At 72.0% G+C, this 19128-nt stretch carries 17 protein-coding genes and 1 pseudogene; 6 read left to right on the top strand and 12 right to left on the bottom strand.

The window, feature by feature from the left end; genetic code table 11:
• The first annotated feature begins 40 nt into the window (after positions 1-40).
• The 4 genes from FHG89_RS04325 to disA all read left to right on the top strand — a co-directional run bounded on the left by FHG89_RS04325 (position 41) and on the right by disA (position 4653).
• Positions 41-880, top strand: a complete 840-nt coding sequence (locus tag FHG89_RS04325) for a UbiA family prenyltransferase (RefSeq protein WP_139582976.1) — start codon at positions 41-43, stop codon at positions 878-880.
• Positions 881-1020: 140 nt separating this feature from the next.
• Complete coding sequence (locus FHG89_RS04320) at positions 1021-1794, top strand: hypothetical protein (RefSeq protein WP_139582974.1); 774 nt, start codon at positions 1021-1023, stop codon at positions 1792-1794.
• Positions 1795-1879: 85 nt separating this feature from the next.
• Entirely contained in the window at positions 1880-3337 is a 1458-nt protein-coding gene (gene radA, locus FHG89_RS04315) for a DNA repair protein RadA (protein WP_139582973.1), read from the top strand.
• A 131-nt stretch (positions 3338-3468) separates the two neighbouring features.
• Positions 3469-4653: a DNA integrity scanning diadenylate cyclase DisA gene (gene disA / locus FHG89_RS04310; RefSeq protein WP_139582971.1), complete on the top strand. Its 1185-nt coding sequence runs from the start codon at positions 3469-3471 to the stop codon at positions 4651-4653.
• A gap of 6 nt (positions 4654-4659) precedes the next feature.
• Here the strand turns inward: disA and FHG89_RS04305 are convergent, their stop codons facing one another.
• The 3 genes from FHG89_RS04305 to FHG89_RS04295 form a co-directional block, all read right to left on the bottom strand.
• Entirely contained in the window at positions 4660-5370 is a 711-nt protein-coding gene (locus FHG89_RS04305; protein WP_139582969.1) for a hypothetical protein, read from the bottom strand.
• Positions 5371-5488: 118 nt separating this feature from the next.
• Positions 5489-6061 carry a peptide deformylase gene (locus FHG89_RS04300; protein ID WP_139582967.1) on the bottom strand — a complete coding sequence of 191 codons (573 nt, stop codon included), beginning with the start codon at positions 6059-6061 and terminating at the stop codon, positions 5489-5491.
• Positions 6058-6570 carry a glycine cleavage system transcriptional repressor gene (locus FHG89_RS04295; protein ID WP_139582965.1) on the bottom strand — a complete coding sequence of 171 codons (513 nt, stop codon included), beginning with the start codon at positions 6568-6570 and terminating at the stop codon, positions 6058-6060. The genes FHG89_RS04300 and FHG89_RS04295 overlap by 4 nt, the downstream gene beginning before the upstream one ends.
• 96 nt (positions 6571-6666) lie before the next feature.
• On the opposite strand from FHG89_RS04295, the gene FHG89_RS04290 reads away from it, so the two are divergent.
• A complete protein-coding gene (locus FHG89_RS04290; protein WP_139582964.1) occupies positions 6667-7578 on the top strand; it encodes an HhH-GPD family protein in 912 nt (303 codons plus the stop codon).
• A 566-nt stretch (positions 7579-8144) separates the two neighbouring features.
• Here FHG89_RS04290 and FHG89_RS04280 read toward each other — a convergent pair.
• The 3 genes from FHG89_RS04280 to lysS form a co-directional block, all read right to left on the bottom strand.
• Positions 8145-10679, bottom strand: coding sequence for an ATP-dependent Clp protease ATP-binding subunit (locus FHG89_RS04280; protein WP_139582959.1), 2535 nt, complete (start codon positions 10677-10679; stop codon positions 8145-8147).
• Between the two features lie 499 nt (positions 10680-11178).
• Positions 11179-11523, bottom strand: a complete 345-nt coding sequence (locus FHG89_RS04275; protein ID WP_139582958.1) for a histone-like nucleoid-structuring protein Lsr2 — start codon at positions 11521-11523, stop codon at positions 11179-11181.
• Between the two features lie 111 nt (positions 11524-11634).
• A complete protein-coding gene (gene lysS / locus FHG89_RS04270) occupies positions 11635-13143 on the bottom strand; it encodes a lysine--tRNA ligase (RefSeq protein ID WP_139582956.1) in 1509 nt (502 codons plus the stop codon).
• An 89-nt stretch (positions 13144-13232) separates the two neighbouring features.
• Here lysS and FHG89_RS04265 point away from each other — a divergent pair, with 89 nt between their 5' ends.
• Positions 13233-13970, top strand: a complete 738-nt coding sequence (locus tag FHG89_RS04265; protein ID WP_139582955.1) for a class I SAM-dependent methyltransferase — start codon at positions 13233-13235, stop codon at positions 13968-13970.
• Between the two features lie 4 nt (positions 13971-13974).
• Here the strand turns inward: FHG89_RS04265 and FHG89_RS04260 are convergent, their stop codons facing one another.
• The 6 genes and pseudogenes from FHG89_RS04260 to FHG89_RS04235 form a co-directional block, all read right to left on the bottom strand.
• Positions 13975-14733 carry a type III pantothenate kinase gene (locus FHG89_RS04260; RefSeq protein ID WP_139582953.1) on the bottom strand — a complete coding sequence of 253 codons (759 nt, stop codon included), beginning with the start codon at positions 14731-14733 and terminating at the stop codon, positions 13975-13977.
• 17 nt (positions 14734-14750) lie between these two features.
• Positions 14751-15647 carry a carboxylating nicotinate-nucleotide diphosphorylase gene (gene nadC / locus FHG89_RS04255; RefSeq protein WP_139582952.1) on the bottom strand — a complete coding sequence of 299 codons (897 nt, stop codon included), beginning with the start codon at positions 15645-15647 and terminating at the stop codon, positions 14751-14753.
• A complete protein-coding gene (locus tag FHG89_RS04250; RefSeq protein WP_139582951.1) occupies positions 15644-17341 on the bottom strand; it encodes an L-aspartate oxidase in 1698 nt (565 codons plus the stop codon). The genes nadC and FHG89_RS04250 overlap by 4 nt, the downstream gene beginning before the upstream one ends.
• Positions 17342-17449: 108 nt before the next feature.
• Entirely contained in the window at positions 17450-18343 is an 894-nt protein-coding gene (locus FHG89_RS04245) for a septum formation family protein (RefSeq protein WP_139582949.1), read from the bottom strand.
• A gap of 96 nt (positions 18344-18439) precedes the next feature.
• A complete protein-coding gene (panD, locus tag FHG89_RS04240) occupies positions 18440-18868 on the bottom strand; it encodes an aspartate 1-decarboxylase (RefSeq protein ID WP_139582947.1) in 429 nt (142 codons plus the stop codon).
• Positions 18869-18912: 44 nt separating this feature from the next.
• Positions 18913-19128: pseudogene (locus FHG89_RS04235) on the bottom strand (hypothetical protein); the annotation flags it as partial.

Here is a 19128-nt window from a genome sequence, read left to right as displayed (position 1 = left end):
GAGCGTGGCACGACTGCTCGGTAACGACCAGACTTCCCTTATGTCGTCGAGGGTGTTAGGGCTGGTCAGGGCGAGCCATCCGGAACCGGCCGCCGCGGTGACCATGGTGGCCGGTCTGCTGGCGTGGGGGGTGGGGCACCGACCGTCCGGAATCGCCTCGGTGGTGCTCGCGGTGCTGGCCAGCCAGCTCGCCGTCGGCTGGACCAACGACGCGCTGGACGCCGAGCGGGACGCCACCGTGGGGCGTACCGACAAGCCGGTCGCCGCCGGCGCGGTCGGCCGGCGCACCACGGCCTGGGCCGCCGCGGCGGCGGCGGTGGCCTGCCCGTTGCTGGCGCTGACCACGAACCCCACGGCGGCGCTCTGGCTCACCGTCGCCCTGGTCTCCGCGCTGCTCTACGACTGGCCGCTCAAGGCCACCGCGTTCTCGGTGCTGCCCTACGCGCTCTCGTTCGGGGCACTGCCCGCCTTCATCGTGCTGGCGCTGCCCGGCGAGCCGGCCCCGCCGGTCTGGCTGCTGGTCGCGGCGGCGTGCCTGGGCGCCGGCGCGCACTTCGCCAACGTGCTCCCCGACCTCGCCGACGACGCCCGCACCGGCGTACGCGGCCTGCCGCACCGCCTCGGCGCGGCCGTCAGCCGGATCGCCGCCGCCGCGCTCCTGCTCGCGGCGACCGCCGCCCTGGTCGTGGGGCCGCCCGGGCCGCCGTCGGTGGTCGGCGTCGCGGCGGTCGGCGCGGCCGCCGTGGTGCCGCCGCTGAGCTGGTACGCCGGACGCTACGCGCTCCGGGCCGGCCGGCGGCCGGTGGCCGCCTTCCGGGGAGTCATGCTTATCGCCCTCGTCGACGTGGTCCTGCTGGTGGCGAGCGGTCGGGTCGTCTGACCCGCACCCGGGCAGGTGGCATTGCCGGGTCCGTGTGCGGGCCTCGATCAGCTCCAACTACCCTGGAGCGCGGTCTGCGCGGGTATGGCCACCGTGCCCGGCGTGGAGGCCGGGTGGGGATTGTGACGAGGAGGACCGACGTGACGCGCTCGATCAGGGGATCCCGGCGGGCGGCCCTGCTGCTGTCCGGGATCGCGGCAGCCAGCCTGCTGGCGTCCGGCTGCGGCACCGGTCAGATCGCCGAGACCGCCCAGAAGGAGGCTTCGGTCCAGGGCGTCAGCCTCACGACCAGCAACGGCTCGTTCTCGGTGCGCGGCCTGCTGGTCGACTACCCGGGCGCCGAGGGCTACCGGGCCGGTCAGGACGCCCCGCTCAACGCCGTGATCTACAACGACTCGAAGGAGACGGTGACGGTAACCGTCACCACCGACAGCGCCCGCGAGGTGGTGATCAGCGGCGGTTCGGCGAGCCCGTCGCCGTCCGCCTCGGAGTCGACCTCCGCCAGCCCGTCCCCGTCCGGCTCGGCCAGCCCGTCGACGTCCGGCTCGGCCAGCCCCTCCGCGACCCCCTCCGAGACCGGGTCGTCCTCGGCCACGCCGTCCGCCCCGGAGTCGGCGCGGGCGTCGGGCTCGGCCAGCCCTGCCGCGCCGGGTCAGCCGGCCCGCATCGAGCTGGCCCCGCTGAGCTACCTCCAGCTCAACTCCGAGGCGACCACCCAGCTCCGCCTGATCGGCCTGAACGAGGCGCTGCGCTCCGGCCAGAACGTCTTCGTGACCTTCGACTTCGGTAACGGCAACACGGTCACCGGCCAGGCGCCGATCGCCGTGCCGCTCACCCCGGCTGCGCCTCCGTCGCCGATCATCGAGCGCGAGGGCGGCTACGAGGGCGGCGAGGGCGGCACGACCCACGACTGACCCCATCCCGACATCGACGAACGCCCCGGCGTGGTGACCACCACGCCGGGGTGTTTTCGTCGTACGAGAGGGCTAGCGTCCTGATGTGACCACCTCCCGATCGACCTCTCCGCGCGGCGGCACGGCCGGTGCCCCCCGCGCTCGGTCCGCCGCACGCGAGCCGCGTCCGGCCTACGAGTGCGACGCCTGCGGGCACCAGCCGCCCAAGTGGGTGGGGCGCTGCCCGGAGTGCGGCGAGTGGGGTTCGGTGGTCGAGTCGACGGTGACCGGCCCGACCGTCTCCGGCCGGGTGGTGAGCTCGCGGATGCCGTCCGAGCCGGCCCGACCGATCGCCACCATCAGCGCCGCTCCGGCCCGCGCGCGGCCCACCGGCGTCAGCGAGTTGGACCGGGTGCTCGGCGGCGGCCTGGTCCCGGGGGCGGTGGTGCTGCTCGCCGGCGAGCCCGGCGTGGGCAAGTCGACCCTCCTGCTGGACGTGGCGCAGCAGTGGGCCGTCGGCGCCGGCAGCCCGTCGCTGGTGGTCAGCGGTGAGGAGTCGGTCAGCCAGGTGCGGTTGCGTGCCGAGCGGATGGGCACCCTGCACGACCAGCTCTACCTCGCGGCCGAGAGTGACCTGGCCTCGGTGCTGGGGCATCTCGACGCGGTCAAGCCGGGGCTGCTGGTGCTCGACTCGGTGCAGACCATCTCGACCACCGGCACCGAGGGTGTGCCGGGCGGGGTGACCCAGGTCCGTGCGGTCACCGCCGCGCTGGTGTCGGTCGCCAAGGAGCGGGGCATCGCCACCGTGCTGGTCGGGCACGTCACCAAGGACGGCCAGGTCGCCGGGCCCCGGGTTCTGGAGCACCTGGTCGACGTGGTGCTGCACTTCGAGGGCGACAAACACTCCTCGTTGCGCCTGGTGCGCGGCGTCAAGAACAGGTTCGGCGCGGCCGACGAGGTCGGCTGCTTCGAGATGCACGAGGGCGGCATCAGCAGCCTCGCCGACCCGTCCGGGCTGTTCCTGACCCGCTACTCGGAGCCGGTCCCGGGCACCTGCGTGACAGTGGCCATGGAGGGGCGCCGGGCCCTGGTCACCGAGGTGCAGGCGCTGATCGGCGCGACGGTGGCCGGTTCGCCCCGACGCACCGTCTCCGGTCTCGACTCGGCCCGGCTGGCGATGGTCCTCGCTGTGCTGCAACGTCGTACTGAGCGGTTGACCCTGCACGACCGGGAGGTCTTCGCGGCCACCGTGGGCGGCATCCGGGTGGTGGAGCCGGCCGCCGACCTGGCGGTCGCCCTGGCGGTCGCCTCCGGCGGTCTCAACCTGGCCATCGCGCCGCACCTGGTGGCGATCGGCGAGGTGGGGCTCACCGGCGAGGTGCGTCGGGTCGGCGCGGTGCCACGTCGGCTGGCGGAGGCGGCCCGGCTGGGGTTCAAGGTCGCCCTGGTGCCACCCGGCTGCGGCCCGGCGAGCACCGGCGCCGGCCCCGAACAGATGCGGGTGACCGAGGTCACCGACGTCCGTTCGGCGCTGCAACATGCGGCGCGCGCGTCCGCCGAGTGACCCACCGTGCCGGCGGGGAGGGCGATACCGGACAGGCCACCGCAAGCGGGAAACCTGGGAAAGGGCGGCATCGTGACACATCACAGTAACCACGACAGCACCCACCGCACGGCAGTCCGTAGACTGTGCCCGTGCCGATCGACCGCGATACCACCAAGCCAGCCGGCGCGCCGCCCCATGCCCGCACCGGCGCCGTGGGCTCGCCCGCCCGCCCGATCAGCGTGAGCGTGACCGCGGGAGCCGCCGGAGGCGCCGGGGATCCGCTGCGGGCCAACCTCGCCCTGATGGCGCCCGGCACCGCGCTGCGCGACGGCCTGGAACGCATTCTGCGCGGCCGCACCGGCGCGCTCATCGTCCTCGGGTACGACAAGGTCGTCGAGGGCCTCTGCACCGGCGGTTTCCCCCTGGACGTGGAGTTCTCCGCGACCCGGGTGCGTGAGCTGTGCAAGATGGACGGCGCGGTCGTGCTCTCCAGCGACGGCACCCGGATCGTCCGGGCGGCCGTGCACCTGATGCCCGACCCGTCGATCCCGACGGAGGAGTCCGGCACCCGGCACCGCACCGCCGAGCGGGTGGCCCGGCAGACCGGCTACCCGGTCATCTCGGTCAGCCAGTCCATGCGGATCATCAGCCTCTACGTCAACGGGCAGCGCCACGTGCTCGACGACTCGGCGGCCATCCTGTCCCGCGCCAACCAGGCGCTGGCGACCCTGGAACGCTACAAGCTCCGACTGGACGAGGTCTCCGGCACGCTCTCCGCGCTGGAGATCGAGGATCTGGTCACCGTCCGCGACGCGGTGGCGGTGGTGCAGCGGCTGGAGATGGTCCGCCGGATCGCCGACGAGATCGCCGGTTACGTGGTCGAGCTGGGCACCGACGGCCGGCTGCTCGCCCTCCAGCTCGACGAGCTGATGGCCGGCGTGGACGCCGACCGGACGCTCGTCATCCGGGACTACCTCCCCATCGGCCGCAAGTCCCGCACCCTGGACGAGGCGCTCGTCGAGCTGGACCTGCTCGGCGCCACCGAGCTGATCGACCTGGTGTCGGTGGCCAAGGCGATCGGCTACCCGGCCGCATCGGACGCGCTGGACGCCGCCGTCAGCCCGCGCGGCTTCCGGCTGCTGGCCAAGGTGCCCCGGCTGCCGGTGGCGGTGGTCGACAGGCTGGTGCTGCACTTCGGCAGCCTCCAGCGGCTGCTCGGCGCGACCGTGGAAGACCTGCAGGCCGTCGAAGGGGTCGGCGACGCCCGCGCCCGGGGCGTCCGGGAAGGCCTGTCCCGGCTCGCCGAGGCGTCCATCCTGGAGCGGTACGTCTGATCCGGCTCAGCCGGTGACGGTGATCTTCACGGGCGCACTGAGTTTGCCGCCCACCCGGGCCAGCACCTGGTAGCTCCCCGCCGGCGGGAACGGCCCGGCCGCCAGGCCGTTGTCGCCGCAGCGGCTGGTGTCCCGGCCGTTCCAGCCCACCTCGTACGAGCGCTCGAAGTTGGGCGTGAAGGACTGCACGTCTGAGCCTTTGGCCTTGCCGCAGGTGTCCGACGACCAGACCTTCTCGGCACCGGACTTGATGAAGATCTCCTGAAGGTCGGCGCCGACGTTGCGGCTGCACGTCCGGTCGGAGATGTTCTTGATCTTGAGCTGGAGGTTGACGACCGTCCCGCGCTGCGCCGTGACCGGCTGCGCCACGGCCGTCACGCTGATCTCGGCGTCGGTGCAGGTGCCGTCGTCCACGGAACCGGCAGCGGCGCCCAGCGGCGGGTTGTTGCTGGTGATCTCCGGGCTCGGTGTCGTGGTGTCCGGATCAGCGGACGCGGGCACCGACGGCGCCCCCGTCTGCGGCGTCAGCACCGGCCCGCCGGCCCCCGGAGCGGCCGACGTCGCCGACGGCGCCCCCGCCTTCGGCTGACCGCCCGAGCGATCCGAGCCGGTGCAGGAGTAGAGAAGGACAATCAGGAAGAGAAGCCCCGCTCCGAGTACGACGACGCGACGCCGCCAGTACACGGCGGGTGGCAGGGGGCCGACCGTCAGACGCATGATGCCCCCCACGGTAGTCGCGCGACACCCACCAGCCCGACGCGACGCGCCGGAGCACCACCGACCCGCCGCCCCAACCCTCCATTGAGGACTGATGGACGGCAGGTCCGGCTCCCGTTCAGAGGTAGACCTTGCGCTGGTAGACCGCGTGCGCCCCGGCCACACGATCCAGGAAGAGCAGGCCCGCGCAGTGGTCGATCTCATGCTGCAACGCCCGCGCCTCGAAGCCGTCCGTCACCAGCCGCACCGACGTCCCGCTGCCCGGCAGGTCACCCTCCACCACCAGCCGGCTGGCCCGCTTCACGTCCCCGGTCAGGTCCGGCACCGACATGCACCCCTCCCGGCCCGGCTTCCACCTGGTGGCCTCGACCACCCGGGCGTTGCACAACACGAACGTCCCGTGCACGGTGACCGCCTTCGGATGCCCTGTCACGTCGACCGCGAAGACCTGCGCGTCCACCCCGATCTGCGGCGCGGCCAACCCCACGCACCCAGGCGAGACCCGCATGGTCGCCACCAGATCGGCCGCCAACCGGACCGTCTCCTCGGACGTCGGATCGACCACACCGCCGGCCCGGCTCAACACCGGATTCGGGGCCGACACCACCGCCCGGAGCTCACCCTCGACCGGCAACGACTCCGGCGTCCAGCCGCCGAGCCCGACGTACGCCCCGCTCTGCTCGCCGGTCACAGCAGATCCGGGTCCGCCGGCCGGAGGGTGACCTCCACGCCCAACTCGGCAGCCGTCCGATCCAGCCGGTCCACAAGCGTCCCGGCCACCCCCGCCGGCAACTCGACCTCCGCCAGCACCACGTAGAGCGAACCTGCCAACCGGGTGCTCAGATCCGTGACGTTCCCACCCGCGTCCACAAGCACCCTGGTCATCGCCGCCACGATGCCCATCCGGTCCGATCCGTGCACCGCCATCACGTACGGCTCACCCGCCGGAGGGACCTGACCGTCCGGGGTGACCTCGCGTACCGTCGCCAGCAGTTGACCCTCGGCCGCCAGCGGCGCCAGCGCGGCCTCGACCTCGGCGGCGGCCGGGCCGGTGCAGATGAGGGTCATCGCGAAATGCCCCCGCAACCGCGTCATCGTGCTGTCGGTGAGGTTAGCGCCCAGCCGGGCCAGCACCTCCGCGACGTCGGCCACGATGCCCGGCCGGTCCCGGCCGATGACGGTGATCGCGAGCTCGTTCATCCGGGCATTCTCTCCGATCCGTCCACCACCGCCGCGACGCCCCGCCCGATCCGCCCACCCAGCGGGAACACGCCCCGTGACATCATCGACGACGCCATGACACAACCCGATTTCGCCACAGTGGTCAGCCAATGGTTCCGGCAGCACGCCCGTGACCTGCCGTGGCGCGAGCCCGGCGTCACCCCGTGGGCCATCCTCGTCAGCGAGGTCATGCTCCAGCAGACACCTGTGGTCCGCGTGGTGCCGGCCTGGCAGGCCTGGCTGGCCCGCTGGCCGGAGCCCGCCGCGTTGGCCGCCGACACCCCCGCCGAGGCGATCCGGATGTGGGGACGCCTCGGCTACCCGCGCCGCGCCGTCCGCCTGCGGGAGTGCGCGGTCGCGATCGTCGACAGGCACGGCGGGCAGGTGCCGGACCGGCTGGAGCAGCTGCTGGCGCTGCCGGGCGTCGGCATGTACACGGCGCGGGCGGTGGCCGCGTTCGCGTACGGGCAGCGGCACCCGGTGGTCGACACGAACGTGCGTCGCGTGGTCTGCCGGGCGGTCGCCGGTGAGCCGGACGCCGGCCCGGTCACCCGACCCGCCGACCTGGTCGCCACGGAGGAACTACTCCCGGCCGAGCCCGCCGCGGCGGCCCTGGCCAGCGCCGCGTTCATGGAGCTGGGCGCCGTGATCTGCACGGCCCGGTCACCGCGCTGCACGGCCTGCCCGGTCGAGTCGGTCTGCGCGTGGCGGGCCTCCGGTCAGGAGCCGCCGATCGGACCGACCCGCCGCCCCCAGCGGTACGCGGGCACCGACCGGCAGGTACGCGGACTGCTGCTCGGGGTGCTCCGGGAGACCACCGGGCCGGTGCCGCACCAGCGGCTGGACCAGGTCTGGACCGACGACGTGCAGCGCGCCCGGGCTCTGGCGGGTCTGGTCCAGGACGGGCTGGTGGAAGCGGTCGGCGCCGACTCCTTCCGCCTGGCCGGCGACGGCCCGTCCCAACCTGCCGCCGACCTCATCACCTGAGCCGCCCGTCCCCGTCGGACCCACCCTCCGGGCCGCCAAGATCCGCGCGACATCAGGGAAGTTGCTGCCTCAGGTCGCTCCGAGGCAGCAGTTTCCCTGATGTTGTGCCCCGCGCGGCCGTTCGCGAGCGCAGGTCGCGCCGTACCTCGAGCGGTCTGCGGCCCGGCCCGCAGACCTCACACGACCCGGCCCACCCGCCCCCGACTCGCCCGACGGACCCCAAGATCGTGCTCGATCCTGGATGTAGTGGTGTCAGGCGCGCCGGATGCCACTACATCCAGGATGTTGCGGCGAAGGGGGGGCCGACACCGGCACGCCGGGCGCCGTGCCGGCGGTGCGGCGGGCGCGGAAGGGCGGACGGCCCGGGCGTCCGTGCGCCCTGCGTCCACCGCGACGGACGCGAGAAGGCGGACGCCCGCCCCGGGCGACGGACGCGACAAAGCAGGCGCCAGCCCGCCGTGCGGGTGGACGCGACAAATTGGGCGCCAGTGCGCCGTGCGGGTGGACGCAACGAAGGCGGGGCCCGGTGGCTCATGCCACCGGGCCCCGCCTTCGTTGCGTGCTGTTTACTCGTCCGCGCCCGCGGTGGCGGTGCTGCCACCGAGGTCGGCCGGCACGGCGTCCGGAACTTCCACCGGCTTCTCCGCGCCCCGGAAGACGAGCTTGGACTTGTCGATGTCGTTCGGGTCGCCCTCGCAGTCCACCACGACGATCTGACCGGGGGTCAGCTCGTTGAACAGGATCCGCTCGGAGAGGTTGTCCTCGATGTCGCGCTGGATCGTGCGACGAAGCGGACGGGCACCGAGCACCGGGTCGAAGCCCTTCGCGGCCAGGTACTTCTTGGCGTTGTCGGTCAGCTCCAGACCCATGTCCTTGTTGCGCAGCTGCGTCTCGATCCGCTGGATCATGATGTCCACGATCGAGAGGATCTCGGTCTGGCGCAGCTGGTGGAAGACGATGGTGTCGTCGATCCGGTTGAGGAACTCAGGCCGGAAGTGCTGCTTGAGCTCGTCGTTGACCTTCTGCTTCATCCGGTCGTAGTTGGACTCGGAGTCCTCCGACGCCTGGAAGCCCAGCGACACCGCCTTGGCGACGTCACGGGTGCCCAGGTTGGTGGTCAGGATGATGACCGTGTTCTTGAAGTCCACGATCCGACCCTGACCGTCGGTGAGCCGACCGTCCTCCAGGATCTGGAGCAGCGTGTTGAACACGTCCGGGTGGGCCTTCTCGATCTCGTCGAAGAGAACCACCGAGAACGGCCGACGCCGCACCTTCTCGGTCAGCTGCCCGCCCTCGTCGTAGCCGACGTAGCCGGGAGGGGCACCCACCAGCCGGGAGACCGTGTAGCGGTCGTGGAACTCGGACATGTCCAGCTGGATGAGGGCGTCCTCGCTGCCGAAGAGGAACTCGGCGAGCGCCTTGGACAGCTCGGTCTTACCGACACCGGACGGGCCGGCGAAGATGAACGAGCCCGACGGGCGCTTCGGGTCCTTCAGGCCGGCCCGGGTACGCCGGATCGCCTTCGAGACCGCCTTGACCGCGTCCTCCTGGCCGATGACGCGCTTGTGCAGCTCGTCCTCCATGCGCAGCAGGCGCGAGGTCTCCTCCTCGGTCAGCTTGTAGACCGGGATGCCGGTCCAGTTGCCGAGCACCTCGGCGATCTGCTCGTCGTCGACCTCGCTGACGACGTCCAGGTCACCGGCCTTCCACTCCTTCTCCCGCTGAGCCTTCTGGCCGAGGAGCTGCTTCTCCTTGTCGCGCAGCTGGGCGGCGCGCTCGAAGTCCTGCGCGTCGATCGCGGACTCCTTGTCGCGACGCACCTGGGCGATGCGCTCGTCGAAGTCACGCAGGTCTGGCGGCGCGGTCATCCGGCGGATCCGCATCCGGGCACCGGCCTCGTCGATCAGGTCGATCGCCTTGTCCGGCAGGAAGCGGTCGGAGATGTACCGGTCGGCCAGCGTCGCGGCCGCCACCAGGGCGGCGTCGGTGATCGAGACACGGTGGTGCGCCTCGTACCGGTCGCGCAGGCCCTTGAGGATCTCGATGGTGTGCGCCAGCGACGGCTCACCCACCTGGATCGGCTGGAACCGGCGCTCGAGAGCGGCGTCCTTCTCCAGGTGCTTGCGGTACTCATCCAGGGTGGTGGCACCGATGGTCTGCAGCTCACCACGGGCCAGCATCGGCTTGAGGATGCTCGCCGCGTCGATCGCGCCCTCGGCGGCACCCGCACCCACCAGGGTGTGGATCTCGTCGATGAACAGGATGATGTCGCCGCGGGTGCGGATCTCCTTGAGCACCTTCTTGAGGCGCTCCTCGAAGTCACCGCGGTAGCGGGAACCGGCGACCAGCGCACCGAGGTCGAGCGTGTAGAGCTGCTTGTCCTTCAGAGTCTCGGGCACCTCGCCCTTGATGATCTTCTGGGAAAGCCCCTCCACGACGGCGGTCTTACCGACGCCGGGCTCACCGATCAGGACCGGGTTGTTCTTGGTACGGCGGGAGAGCACCTGCATGACCCGCTCGATTTCCTTCTCGCGCCCGATGACCGGGTCGAGCTTGCCCTCACGGGCGGCCTGGGTCAGGTTGCGGCCGAACTGGTCCAGCACCAGGCTGGTCGACGGCGCGGCCTCGCCCGGCGCGGCGCCGGCGGCGGCCGGCTCCTTGCCCTGGTAGCCGGAGAGGAGCTGGATCACCTGCTGGCGGACCCGGTTGAGGTCGGCGCCGAGCTTGACCAGCACCTGGGCGGCGACGCCCTCACCCTCGCGGATCAGACCGAGCAGGATGTGCTCCGTGCCGATGTAGTTGTGGCCGAGCTGCAGCGCCTCGCGCAGCGACAGCTCCAGCACCTTCTTGGCCCGCGGCGTGAACGGGATGTGCCCGCTCGGCGCCTGCTGGCCCTGGCCGATGATCTCCTCGACCTGCTGGCGGACGCCCTCCAGGGAGATGCCGAGGCTCTCCAGGGCCTTTGCCGCGACGCCTTCACCTTCGTGGATCAGGCCCAGCAGGATGTGTTCCGTACCGATGTAGTTGTGGTTGAGCATCCGGGCCTCTTCTTGGGCCAGGACGACAACCCGTCGCGCTCGGTCGGTGAACCGCTCGAACATGCCCTCGTGCTCCTCACGTGCCGTGCGCCTTGATGGTCAAGATCTTGGCGGGGCCGGTGCACGAACGTCCGGGACGGGCGTCCGTGCCTCCTTACTCTATCGTCGCTTACCGACTCAGCCGTGGTCGTGTGTCTCCGGTGTGGGTCGGTTGCACGTCGTTTTGCACAACCGTCCGCGCTCAGGAGGTGTTCCGGTACCCCTGTCGCTACGCGCAGAGCGAAATCCGACTGACGCGACGGAGGCCCTTCCCCGGCTTCGGAAGCCCTCCAGGGGGTGGATCGCCGCGCGAAAACGCCGCGCGGGACCCCGGGGGACGGTTGTCCACAGGCTGTGGAAGGTCGCTCCACTGGTTGTGGACAACGTCGGTCGGCGCCGGAAGCTTCCCTGATCCGCGAAGCGGGCACGGGAGGGGTGGATACGGCGACGCCGGCCCGGAGGAATGCTCCGGTCCGGCGTCGGTGTCGCCTTCGGTGGCGCCTGCACCCAGGCTGCTGACGGGTCAGCGCTTGGCGTGGAACTCGTCGACGATCTCCTGCGGGATCCGGCCCCGGTCCGAGATGTCCTTGCCCGCCTTCTTGGCCCACTCCCGGATCGCCTTGTTCTGCTCGCGGTCCGCGGTCGCGCCGCCCCGGCCGCGGGCAGCCCGCCCACCGATCACGACGCCACCCCGGCCCACCTTCGTGCCGGCACCCACGTACGGCGCGAATACGTCGCGCAATTTCGCGGCGTTGGAACTCGACAGGTCGATCTCGTACTGAACGCCGTCGAGCGCGAACTTGACGGTCTCGTCCGCGTCCCCGCCGTCCAGGTCATCGACCAGCTTGTGAATGATCTGCTTGGCCACGTCCCACATTCCTTTCGAGCAGGGCACTCCTGCTAACGAGAGCACAATAACCCGCGCGCTGCTTGCCCCGTCAATAGGATGCGGTTACGGCTCGCTGTGAGCCGGGCGGGACTACTCCGGGCGGACCAACGGGAAGAGGATCGTTTCCCGAATTCCGAGCCCGGTCAGGGCCATCAAGAGCCGGTCGATTCCCATTCCCATACCGCCGGCCGGCGGCATTCCGTACTCCATCGCCCGGAGAAAGTCCTCGTCGAGACGCATCGCCTCGTCGTCACCCCGCGCGGCCAGCTGCGCCTGGGCCACCAGCCGCTCCCGCTGCACCACCGGGTCCACCAGCTCGGAGTACGCGGTGCCCAACTCGAACCCGAGCACGTAGAGGTCCCACTTCTCGGCCAGCCCGGGCTCACTGCGGTGCGCCCGGGTGAGCGGGCTGGTCTCCTCCGGGTAGTCCCGCACGAAGGTGGGCGCCTGCAGGCCGGGAACGACCAGTTCCTCGAACAGTTCCTCGGCCAGCTTGCCCGGCCCCCACTTGGGGTCCACGGCCAATCCCACCTTGTCCGCGTACTCGACGAGGCGGGACCGCTCGGTGCGCACCGTGACCTCCTCGCCGAGTGCCTCGGAAAGCACCCCGAACAGCGTCACCGAGCGCCACTCGCCACCCAGGTCGAACTCGCGCCCGTCGGCGTGGGTCACCACCGTCGAGCCGCTGACCGCGATCGCCGCCTGTTGCACGAGATTGCGGGTCAACTCGGCCATCGTGTCGTAGTCGCCGTACGCCTGGTAGGTCTCCAGCATCGCGAACTCGGGTGAGTGCGAAGAGTCGACACCCTCATTACGGAAGTTGCGGTTGATCTCGAAGACCCGATCGACGCCACCGACCACGGCGCGCTTGAGAAACAGTTCCGGCGCGATTCGTAGATACAGATCGGTGTTCAACGCATTGCTGTGGGTCACGAACGGTCGAGCGGCAGCACCGCCGTGCAGAAGTTGCAACATCGGCGTTTCCACCTCGATGAAGCCCTGCCCGTGCAGCGAATCACGCAGGCTGCGTACGGCCGCCGCCCGGGTACGGACCATCTGCCGGGCCTGCGGCCGGACGATCAGGTCGACGTAGCGCTGACGGACCCGGGCCTCCTCGGAGAGCGGCTTGTGCGCCACCGGCAGCGGCCGCAGCGCCTTCGCGGTCATCTCCCACCGCTGCGCCAGCACTGAGAGCTCACCCCGGCGGCTGGTGATCACCTCACCGGTGACGCCGACGTGGTCGCCGAGGTCGACGAGGCGCTTCCAGGCCTCCAGCCGCTCCGGGCCGACCCGGTCCAGCGACAGCATCGCCTGCAACTCGGTGCCGTCGCCGTCCCGCAGGGTCGCGAAGCAGAGCTTGCCGGTGTTGCGTACGAAGATCACCCGGCCGGTGACCGAGACCTCGTCACCGGTGGCGGTGTCGGTGGGCAGATCCGCGTACCGGGTCCGGATCTCCGCCAGGGTGGTGGTGCGGGGGAAACCGACCGGGTAGGGCTCGATGCCCTCGGCGAGCATCCGGTCCCGCTTCTCCCGGCGGACCTTCATCTGCTCGGGAAGGTCGTCGGCGGGGTCCACTGGTACGGCGTTCTGCTCGCTCACGGCACGCTTCCTCGTCACGGGAGATACGGGGGGTCAGGCCCGAGCGTACTCAAGCGGTCGGAGGGCTGTTACCGGATAACCTGCCCGTCATGGTCGATCACACTCACGCCCTCTCCTTCGGCGCTGCGGCGAGCGATTACGACCGATTTCGTCCGCGCTATCCGGAAGCCGCCCTGCGCTGGGCATTCGACGGGCTGAGCAGCGGTCGGGTCGTCGACCTCGGCGCGGGCACCGGCATCCTGACCCGCGGCGTACAGGCCCTGGGCCACCAGGTCGTACCCGTCGAGCCCGATCCGGGGATGCGGGCGCAACTCGCCGACAGCACCCCGGGCACGACGGCGCTGGCGGGCAGCGCCGAGGCCGTGCCGCTGCCCGACGCGGCGGCGGACGCGGTGCTGGTCGGGACGGCGTACCACTGGTTCGACCAGGAGCCCGCACACGCCGAGATCGCCCGGGTGCTCCGCCCCGGCGGCATCTTCGCCCCCATCTGGAACATCCGGGACGACAGGGTCGAGTGGGTGGCGGAGCTGGGCCGGATCGCCCACCTCGACGACAAGTCGGGCAACATCATGGTGAAGTACGCGGACTTCGGTCCGGCGTTCGGCGCGATCGAGACGCGCGAGTTCGCGCACCGCACGACCCTCACCCCGGACGAGGTACGCGGGATGATCCGGACCCGTTCCTACTGGCTCACCGCCTCGGACACCGATCGGCAGCGGGTCGAGCGGGAGCTGACCGACCTCCTGGCCACCCACCCTGACCTGGCCGGCCGGGAGACCGTCGAGCTGCCGTACCGGACGCTGGTGCTGCGCGCCCGCCGGCGCTGAACGGTCACAGGTTGCGTTCGTAGACCATCCGCAGACCGATCAGCGTGATCATCGGTTCGTGGTGGGTGATGCTCCGGCACTCGTTGAGCACCAGGGCGGCGAGGCCGCCGGTGGCGATCACCGCCTTCACCTCGCCCAGCTCCTCGGTCATCCGCTCGACGATCCGGTCCACCTGCCCGGCGAAGCCGAAGTACAGGCCGGCCTGGAGGCACTCCACGGTGTTCTTGCCGATCACCGAGCGGGGCTTGGTCGCCTCGACCTTGCGCAGCTGGGCGGCGCGCGCGGCCAGCGCGTCGAACGAGATCTCGATGCCCGGGGCGAACGCCCCACCGAGGAACTCGCCCCGCCCGCTGATCACGTCGAAGTTGGTGGTGGTGCCGAAGTCCACCACGATCGACGGCCCGCCGTAGAGGGTGTACGCCGCCAGGGTGTTCACCACCCGGTCGGCGCCCACCTCCTTCGGGTTGTCGATGGCCAGCTGCACCCCGGTGCGCACGCCCGGCTCGACGATCACACTCGGCAGGTCGGCGTAGTAGCGGCCGAGCATGGTGCGCAGCGACCGCAGCGCGGCGGGCACCGTGGAGCAGGCGGCCACACCGGTGATCTCGACGTTGTCCCCGGCGAGCAGGCCCCGGAACATCAGGCCCAGCTCGTCCGCCGTCGAACGGGCATCGGTCTTGATCCGCCAGGAGTGCACCAGCTTGTCGCCGTCGAAGGTCGCCAGCACGGTGTTCGTGTTTCCGATGTCGATGCAGAGCAGCACGCTCGCAGCCTAGACAACTACCCGGTGCGCAGGTCCATCGCGATGTCCAGGATCGGTGACGAGTGGGTAAGCGCACCCACCGAGAGGAAGTCGACGCCGGTGGCCGCGTACCGGGCCGCCGCCTCCAGGGTCAGCCCGCCGGTCGCCTCCAGCTCCGCCCGGTCGCCTACCGCGTCCACCGCCCGGGCCAGCGTCTCCGGCGTCATGTTGTCGCAGAGCAGGAAGTCCGCCCCGGCCTCCACGGCCTCCACCGCCTCGTCGACAGTGGTTACCTCGACCTGCACCGGGACCTCCGGGAACGCTTCCCGGACCCGCCGGAACGCCGCCGTGATCCCCCCGGCCGCCAGCTTGTGGTTGTCCTTGATCATGGCGACGTCGTAGAGGCCCATCCGCTTGTTGGTGCCGCCGCCGGCCCGCACCGCGTACTTCTCCAGCGCCCGCAGGCCCGGCGTCGTCTTGCGGGTGTCCAGCACCATCGCCTTCGTACCGGCCAGGGCGTCCGCCCAGGCACGGGTGTGGGTGGCCACCCCGGACATCCGGCAGAGCAGGTTGAGCGCCGTCCGCTCGGCCGTCAGCAGCAGCCGGGTCGGGCCGGTCACCGTCGCCAGCACGTCGCCGCGGGCCACCCGCTCGCCGTCGCGGGCCAGCACCGACACGTCGACGGTACGACCGGAGCCGGTCACCTCGCCCACCAGCTCGAACACGGCAGCGGCCACGGCCATCCCGGCCAGCACCCCGTCGGCGCGGGCCACCAGGTCGGCGGTGTCGGTCTGCTCCGCCGGAATGGTGGCCGCACTTGTGACGTCCAGGAAATCCGGCCCCAGGTCCTCGACGAGCGCGGTCTCGATCACCCGCCGCACCTGCTCCGGGTCGAGTCCGGCCGCCAGCAACACCGTCCGCGTCGACTCCGTCATGGTTTGCTCTCCTCCCACTGAGACGTCAACCGGCCCTGCGCCCCGACCGCCCCGACCAGATGGCCCAGCCACCGTTCGTCGGCCGTCGGGAAATCCTCCCGCCAGTGGCAACCCCGGGTCTCGCCGCGCGCGTACGCCGCCGCCACGAGCGTGGACGCCACAGTGAGCAGGTTGGTCGCCTCCCAGTCGGCGGTCCTCGGTCGGCCCCGGGCAGCGCCCAGCTCGGTAAGCGTCCCGGCCGTCGCGGCCAACGTCGCCGCCGACCGCAGCACTCCCGCGCCCCGGGTCATCGCCCGTTGCAGAGCGGGCGTGACCTCGGCCGGCAGCACCCACCCCTCGCCGCCCCGCCAGGCGCCGGTGTCGGCCGGCTGCGCCTGCTCGGGCAGGCCGGCCGCGATGTCGTCGGCGATCCGGCGGGAGAACACCAGCCCCTCCAGCAGCGAGTTGCTGGCCAGCCGGTTCGCGCCGTGCACGCCCGTGCACGCCACCTCGCCGCAGGCGTACAGGCCAGGGATGGAGGTGCGGCCGCGCAGGTCGGTGCGGACGCCGCCGGAGGCGTAGTGCGCCGCCGGGGCGACAGGGATCAGGTCGGTGGCCGGGTCGACGCCGATCGCCAGGCAGGACGCCACGATGGTGGGGAACCGCCCGGCCAGGAAGGCGCCGCCGAGGTGCCGGGCGTCGAGGAAGACGTGATCCGCGCCGGTGGCCAGCAGCACCCGGTGGATGCCCTTGGCCACCACGTCCCGGGGGGCCAGCTCGGCCAACTCGTGCTGGCCCACCATGAACCGCTTGCCGTCCGCGTCCACCAGGTACGCGCCCTCGCCGCGCAGCGCCTCGGACACCAGTGGCTGCTGCGCGTGCCCGGCGCCGGGCACGCCCGCACCGGACGGGGTGATCAGCGCGGTCGGGTGGAACTGGACGAACTCGACGTCGGTCACCGCCGCGCCGGCCCGCATCGCCAGCGCCACCCCGTCGCCGGTGGAGACCGCCGGGTTGGTGGTGGCCGCGAAGACCTGCCCCATCCCGCCGGTGGCCAGCACCACCGCCCGGGCCAGCAGCGCGCCCACGCCGTCCTCGCTGCCCTCGCCGAGCACGTGCAGGGTGATCCCGCAGGCCGGGCCGAGCCCGTCCGGCCCGTCGCCGGGCGCCCGCAGCAGGTCCAGCACCAGGGCGTGCTCGACCAGCCGGATCCACGGGTCGCGCTGCACGGCGGCGTGCAGGGCGCGCTGCACCTCCGCGCCGGTGGCGTCCCCGCCGGCGTGCACGATGCGGTCCGCCCGGTGCCCGCCCTCGCGGGTCAGCATCAGCGAGCCGTCCGGGTGACGGTCGAACTCGGCGCCGATCCGGATCAGCTCCCGCAACCGGGTCGGGCCCTCCTCGACCAGCACCCGCACCGCCGCCGGGTCGCAGAGCCCCACCCCGGCGACCTCGGTGTCCCGGGCGTGCGCCGCCGGTGTGTCCGCCGGGTCGAGCACCGCGGCGATGCCGCCCTGCGCCCACCGGGTCGAGCCGTCGTCAATGTTGACCTTGGTGACGACCGTGACGTGCAGACCCGCCTCCCGCAGGTGCAGCGCGGCGGTCAGGCCGGCCACCCCGGACCCCACGACGATCACGTCGGTGGTCTCCACCCAGCCGGGCTCGGGCGCGGCCAGCAGTCTGGGCAGGGCCGGCAGGTCGACGGTCGGAAGGTCCATCCCACCAGTCAACCCGAACGATCCTCGCCGGGGGCGGCGGGGGCGGGACGAGTGGTATCGGCTACCCCGTCCCGCGCCGGGCGGGCCGCGCCGACCGTCGGGCCGTGGTCACTTCGTCCGGACCGGAAGACCCGCCGGGCCCGCGCCCTTCAGTGAGGCGATCACCGTACGGTCGCTGAGCCACAGGTAGCAGCGCACGCCCCGGTCACCGACCCGCCACCGCCCGGCCCCCGGTGGGCGGACCACCACACCGCTGCGGAAACGCAGCTCGGCGTCGTCCGGCACGCCCACGTAGCGGCCGAGGGCGCTGCGGCAGCCCGTGTAGAGCGGCGCCCAGTCGGCGTCCCTGGTGGGGTACGGCGTGTCCGGCGCACGCCACACCCCGACGAACTCGGCGTCGTGCTGCCTGCCGCACTCCACCGGGACCAGCGTCTGCACCCGCCCGGCCGCGCCACGGGTCTGCTGGCAACCCAGCCGCAGCGGCGAGGGGGTCTTCAACGCGTCCCGCAGGCTGCCCGAGCGGACCACCACCGTCGCCGCCGCCTCGACAGTGCTCAGTTCGGTGAGATCGCACCGGAACCAGCGGGAGCCCGCCGCCCAGCCCGGCCCGGAGGGCAGCGCCACGGACAACCGCAGCCGCCCGGCCCGCCAGTCGTCACCCACGTACCCGGTCGCCCGGGTGTCGCACTCGGCGAACGCGCCCCGCAGCTCCGCCGAACCACCCGCCGGGGCGGTCGCCCGTTGGGCCGGGAACGCCCCGACATGCACGGTCTCCAGCCGGTGCGGCCCCGCGCAGTCCACCGGCTCGTAGCCGGCCAGGGTGACCACGTCGGTGAAATCGGCGGCGTGACACACACCGGCCGCCGGAGTGAACGCCGACGGCGCCGCCATCGCGGCCCACTCGTCGGTCAGGTCACCGTCCAGGTCGCCGGACCCGGCGCAGCCCACCAGCAGCACCGCCGTCACGGCGACGGCGAACAGGGTCGTCACGGCACTGCGCATAGCGGCCTCCCCCAGCCACCCGCCAGCTTGCGCCAGCGCGCCAAGGGTAACCGCACATGACCTTCCGGTGACAGACCGGAATGGCGACGCGGGGGGTCACACGGCGGACACGGCCAGCGGGCTGGGCACCGGGTCACCGGCCGTGCCGGGGGCCACCGCGGCCGGGTCGGCGCCCAGCTCGATCACCCGGTTGTCGGCGTCCACATGCACCACCCGCGGCCGGTACGACCGGGCCTCGGCCTCGTCCATCTGCCCGTACGAGATCAGGATGACCAGGTCACCGGGGTGTACGAGGTGCGCGGCGGCACCGTTGATGCCGATCACGCCGCTGCCCCGCTCACCGGGGATCACGTACGTCTCCAGCCGGGCGCCGTTGGTGATGTCCACGATCGCCACCTGCTCGCCGGGGAGCAGGTCGGCGGCGTCGAGCAGATCCTCGTCCACAGTCACCGAACCCACGTAGTGCAGGTCGGCCTGGGTCACCGTGGCCCGGTGGATCTTCGACTTGAGCATGGTCCGCAGCATCGGAATGGCCTTTCGCCAAAGTGGTGGAGGTGGGAGGGGCCGGGTCAGGGACGGGGTGCCAGGTGGATCGCCGCGTTGTCGATCAGGCGGGTGGCCCCGACCCACGCGGCGATCACCAGCCGGGCCGGCCCGGACACCGGCCCCGGCTCCAACTCGGGATCGGTGAGCACCAGGTAGTCGAGGCGGGCGCCGGGCGTACCCGCGCCGAACGCGGCGTGCGCGGCGGTCACCTGCTTGTAGCCGGCCAGGTCCCGGGGTGC

This window comes from Micromonospora orduensis (assembly GCF_006228125.1).
Classification (GTDB): Bacteria; Actinomycetota; Actinomycetes; order Mycobacteriales; family Micromonosporaceae; genus Micromonospora; species Micromonospora orduensis.
Note: the sequence above shows the minus strand (reverse complement) of the source record. Positions and strands in the feature narration are given on the sequence as shown.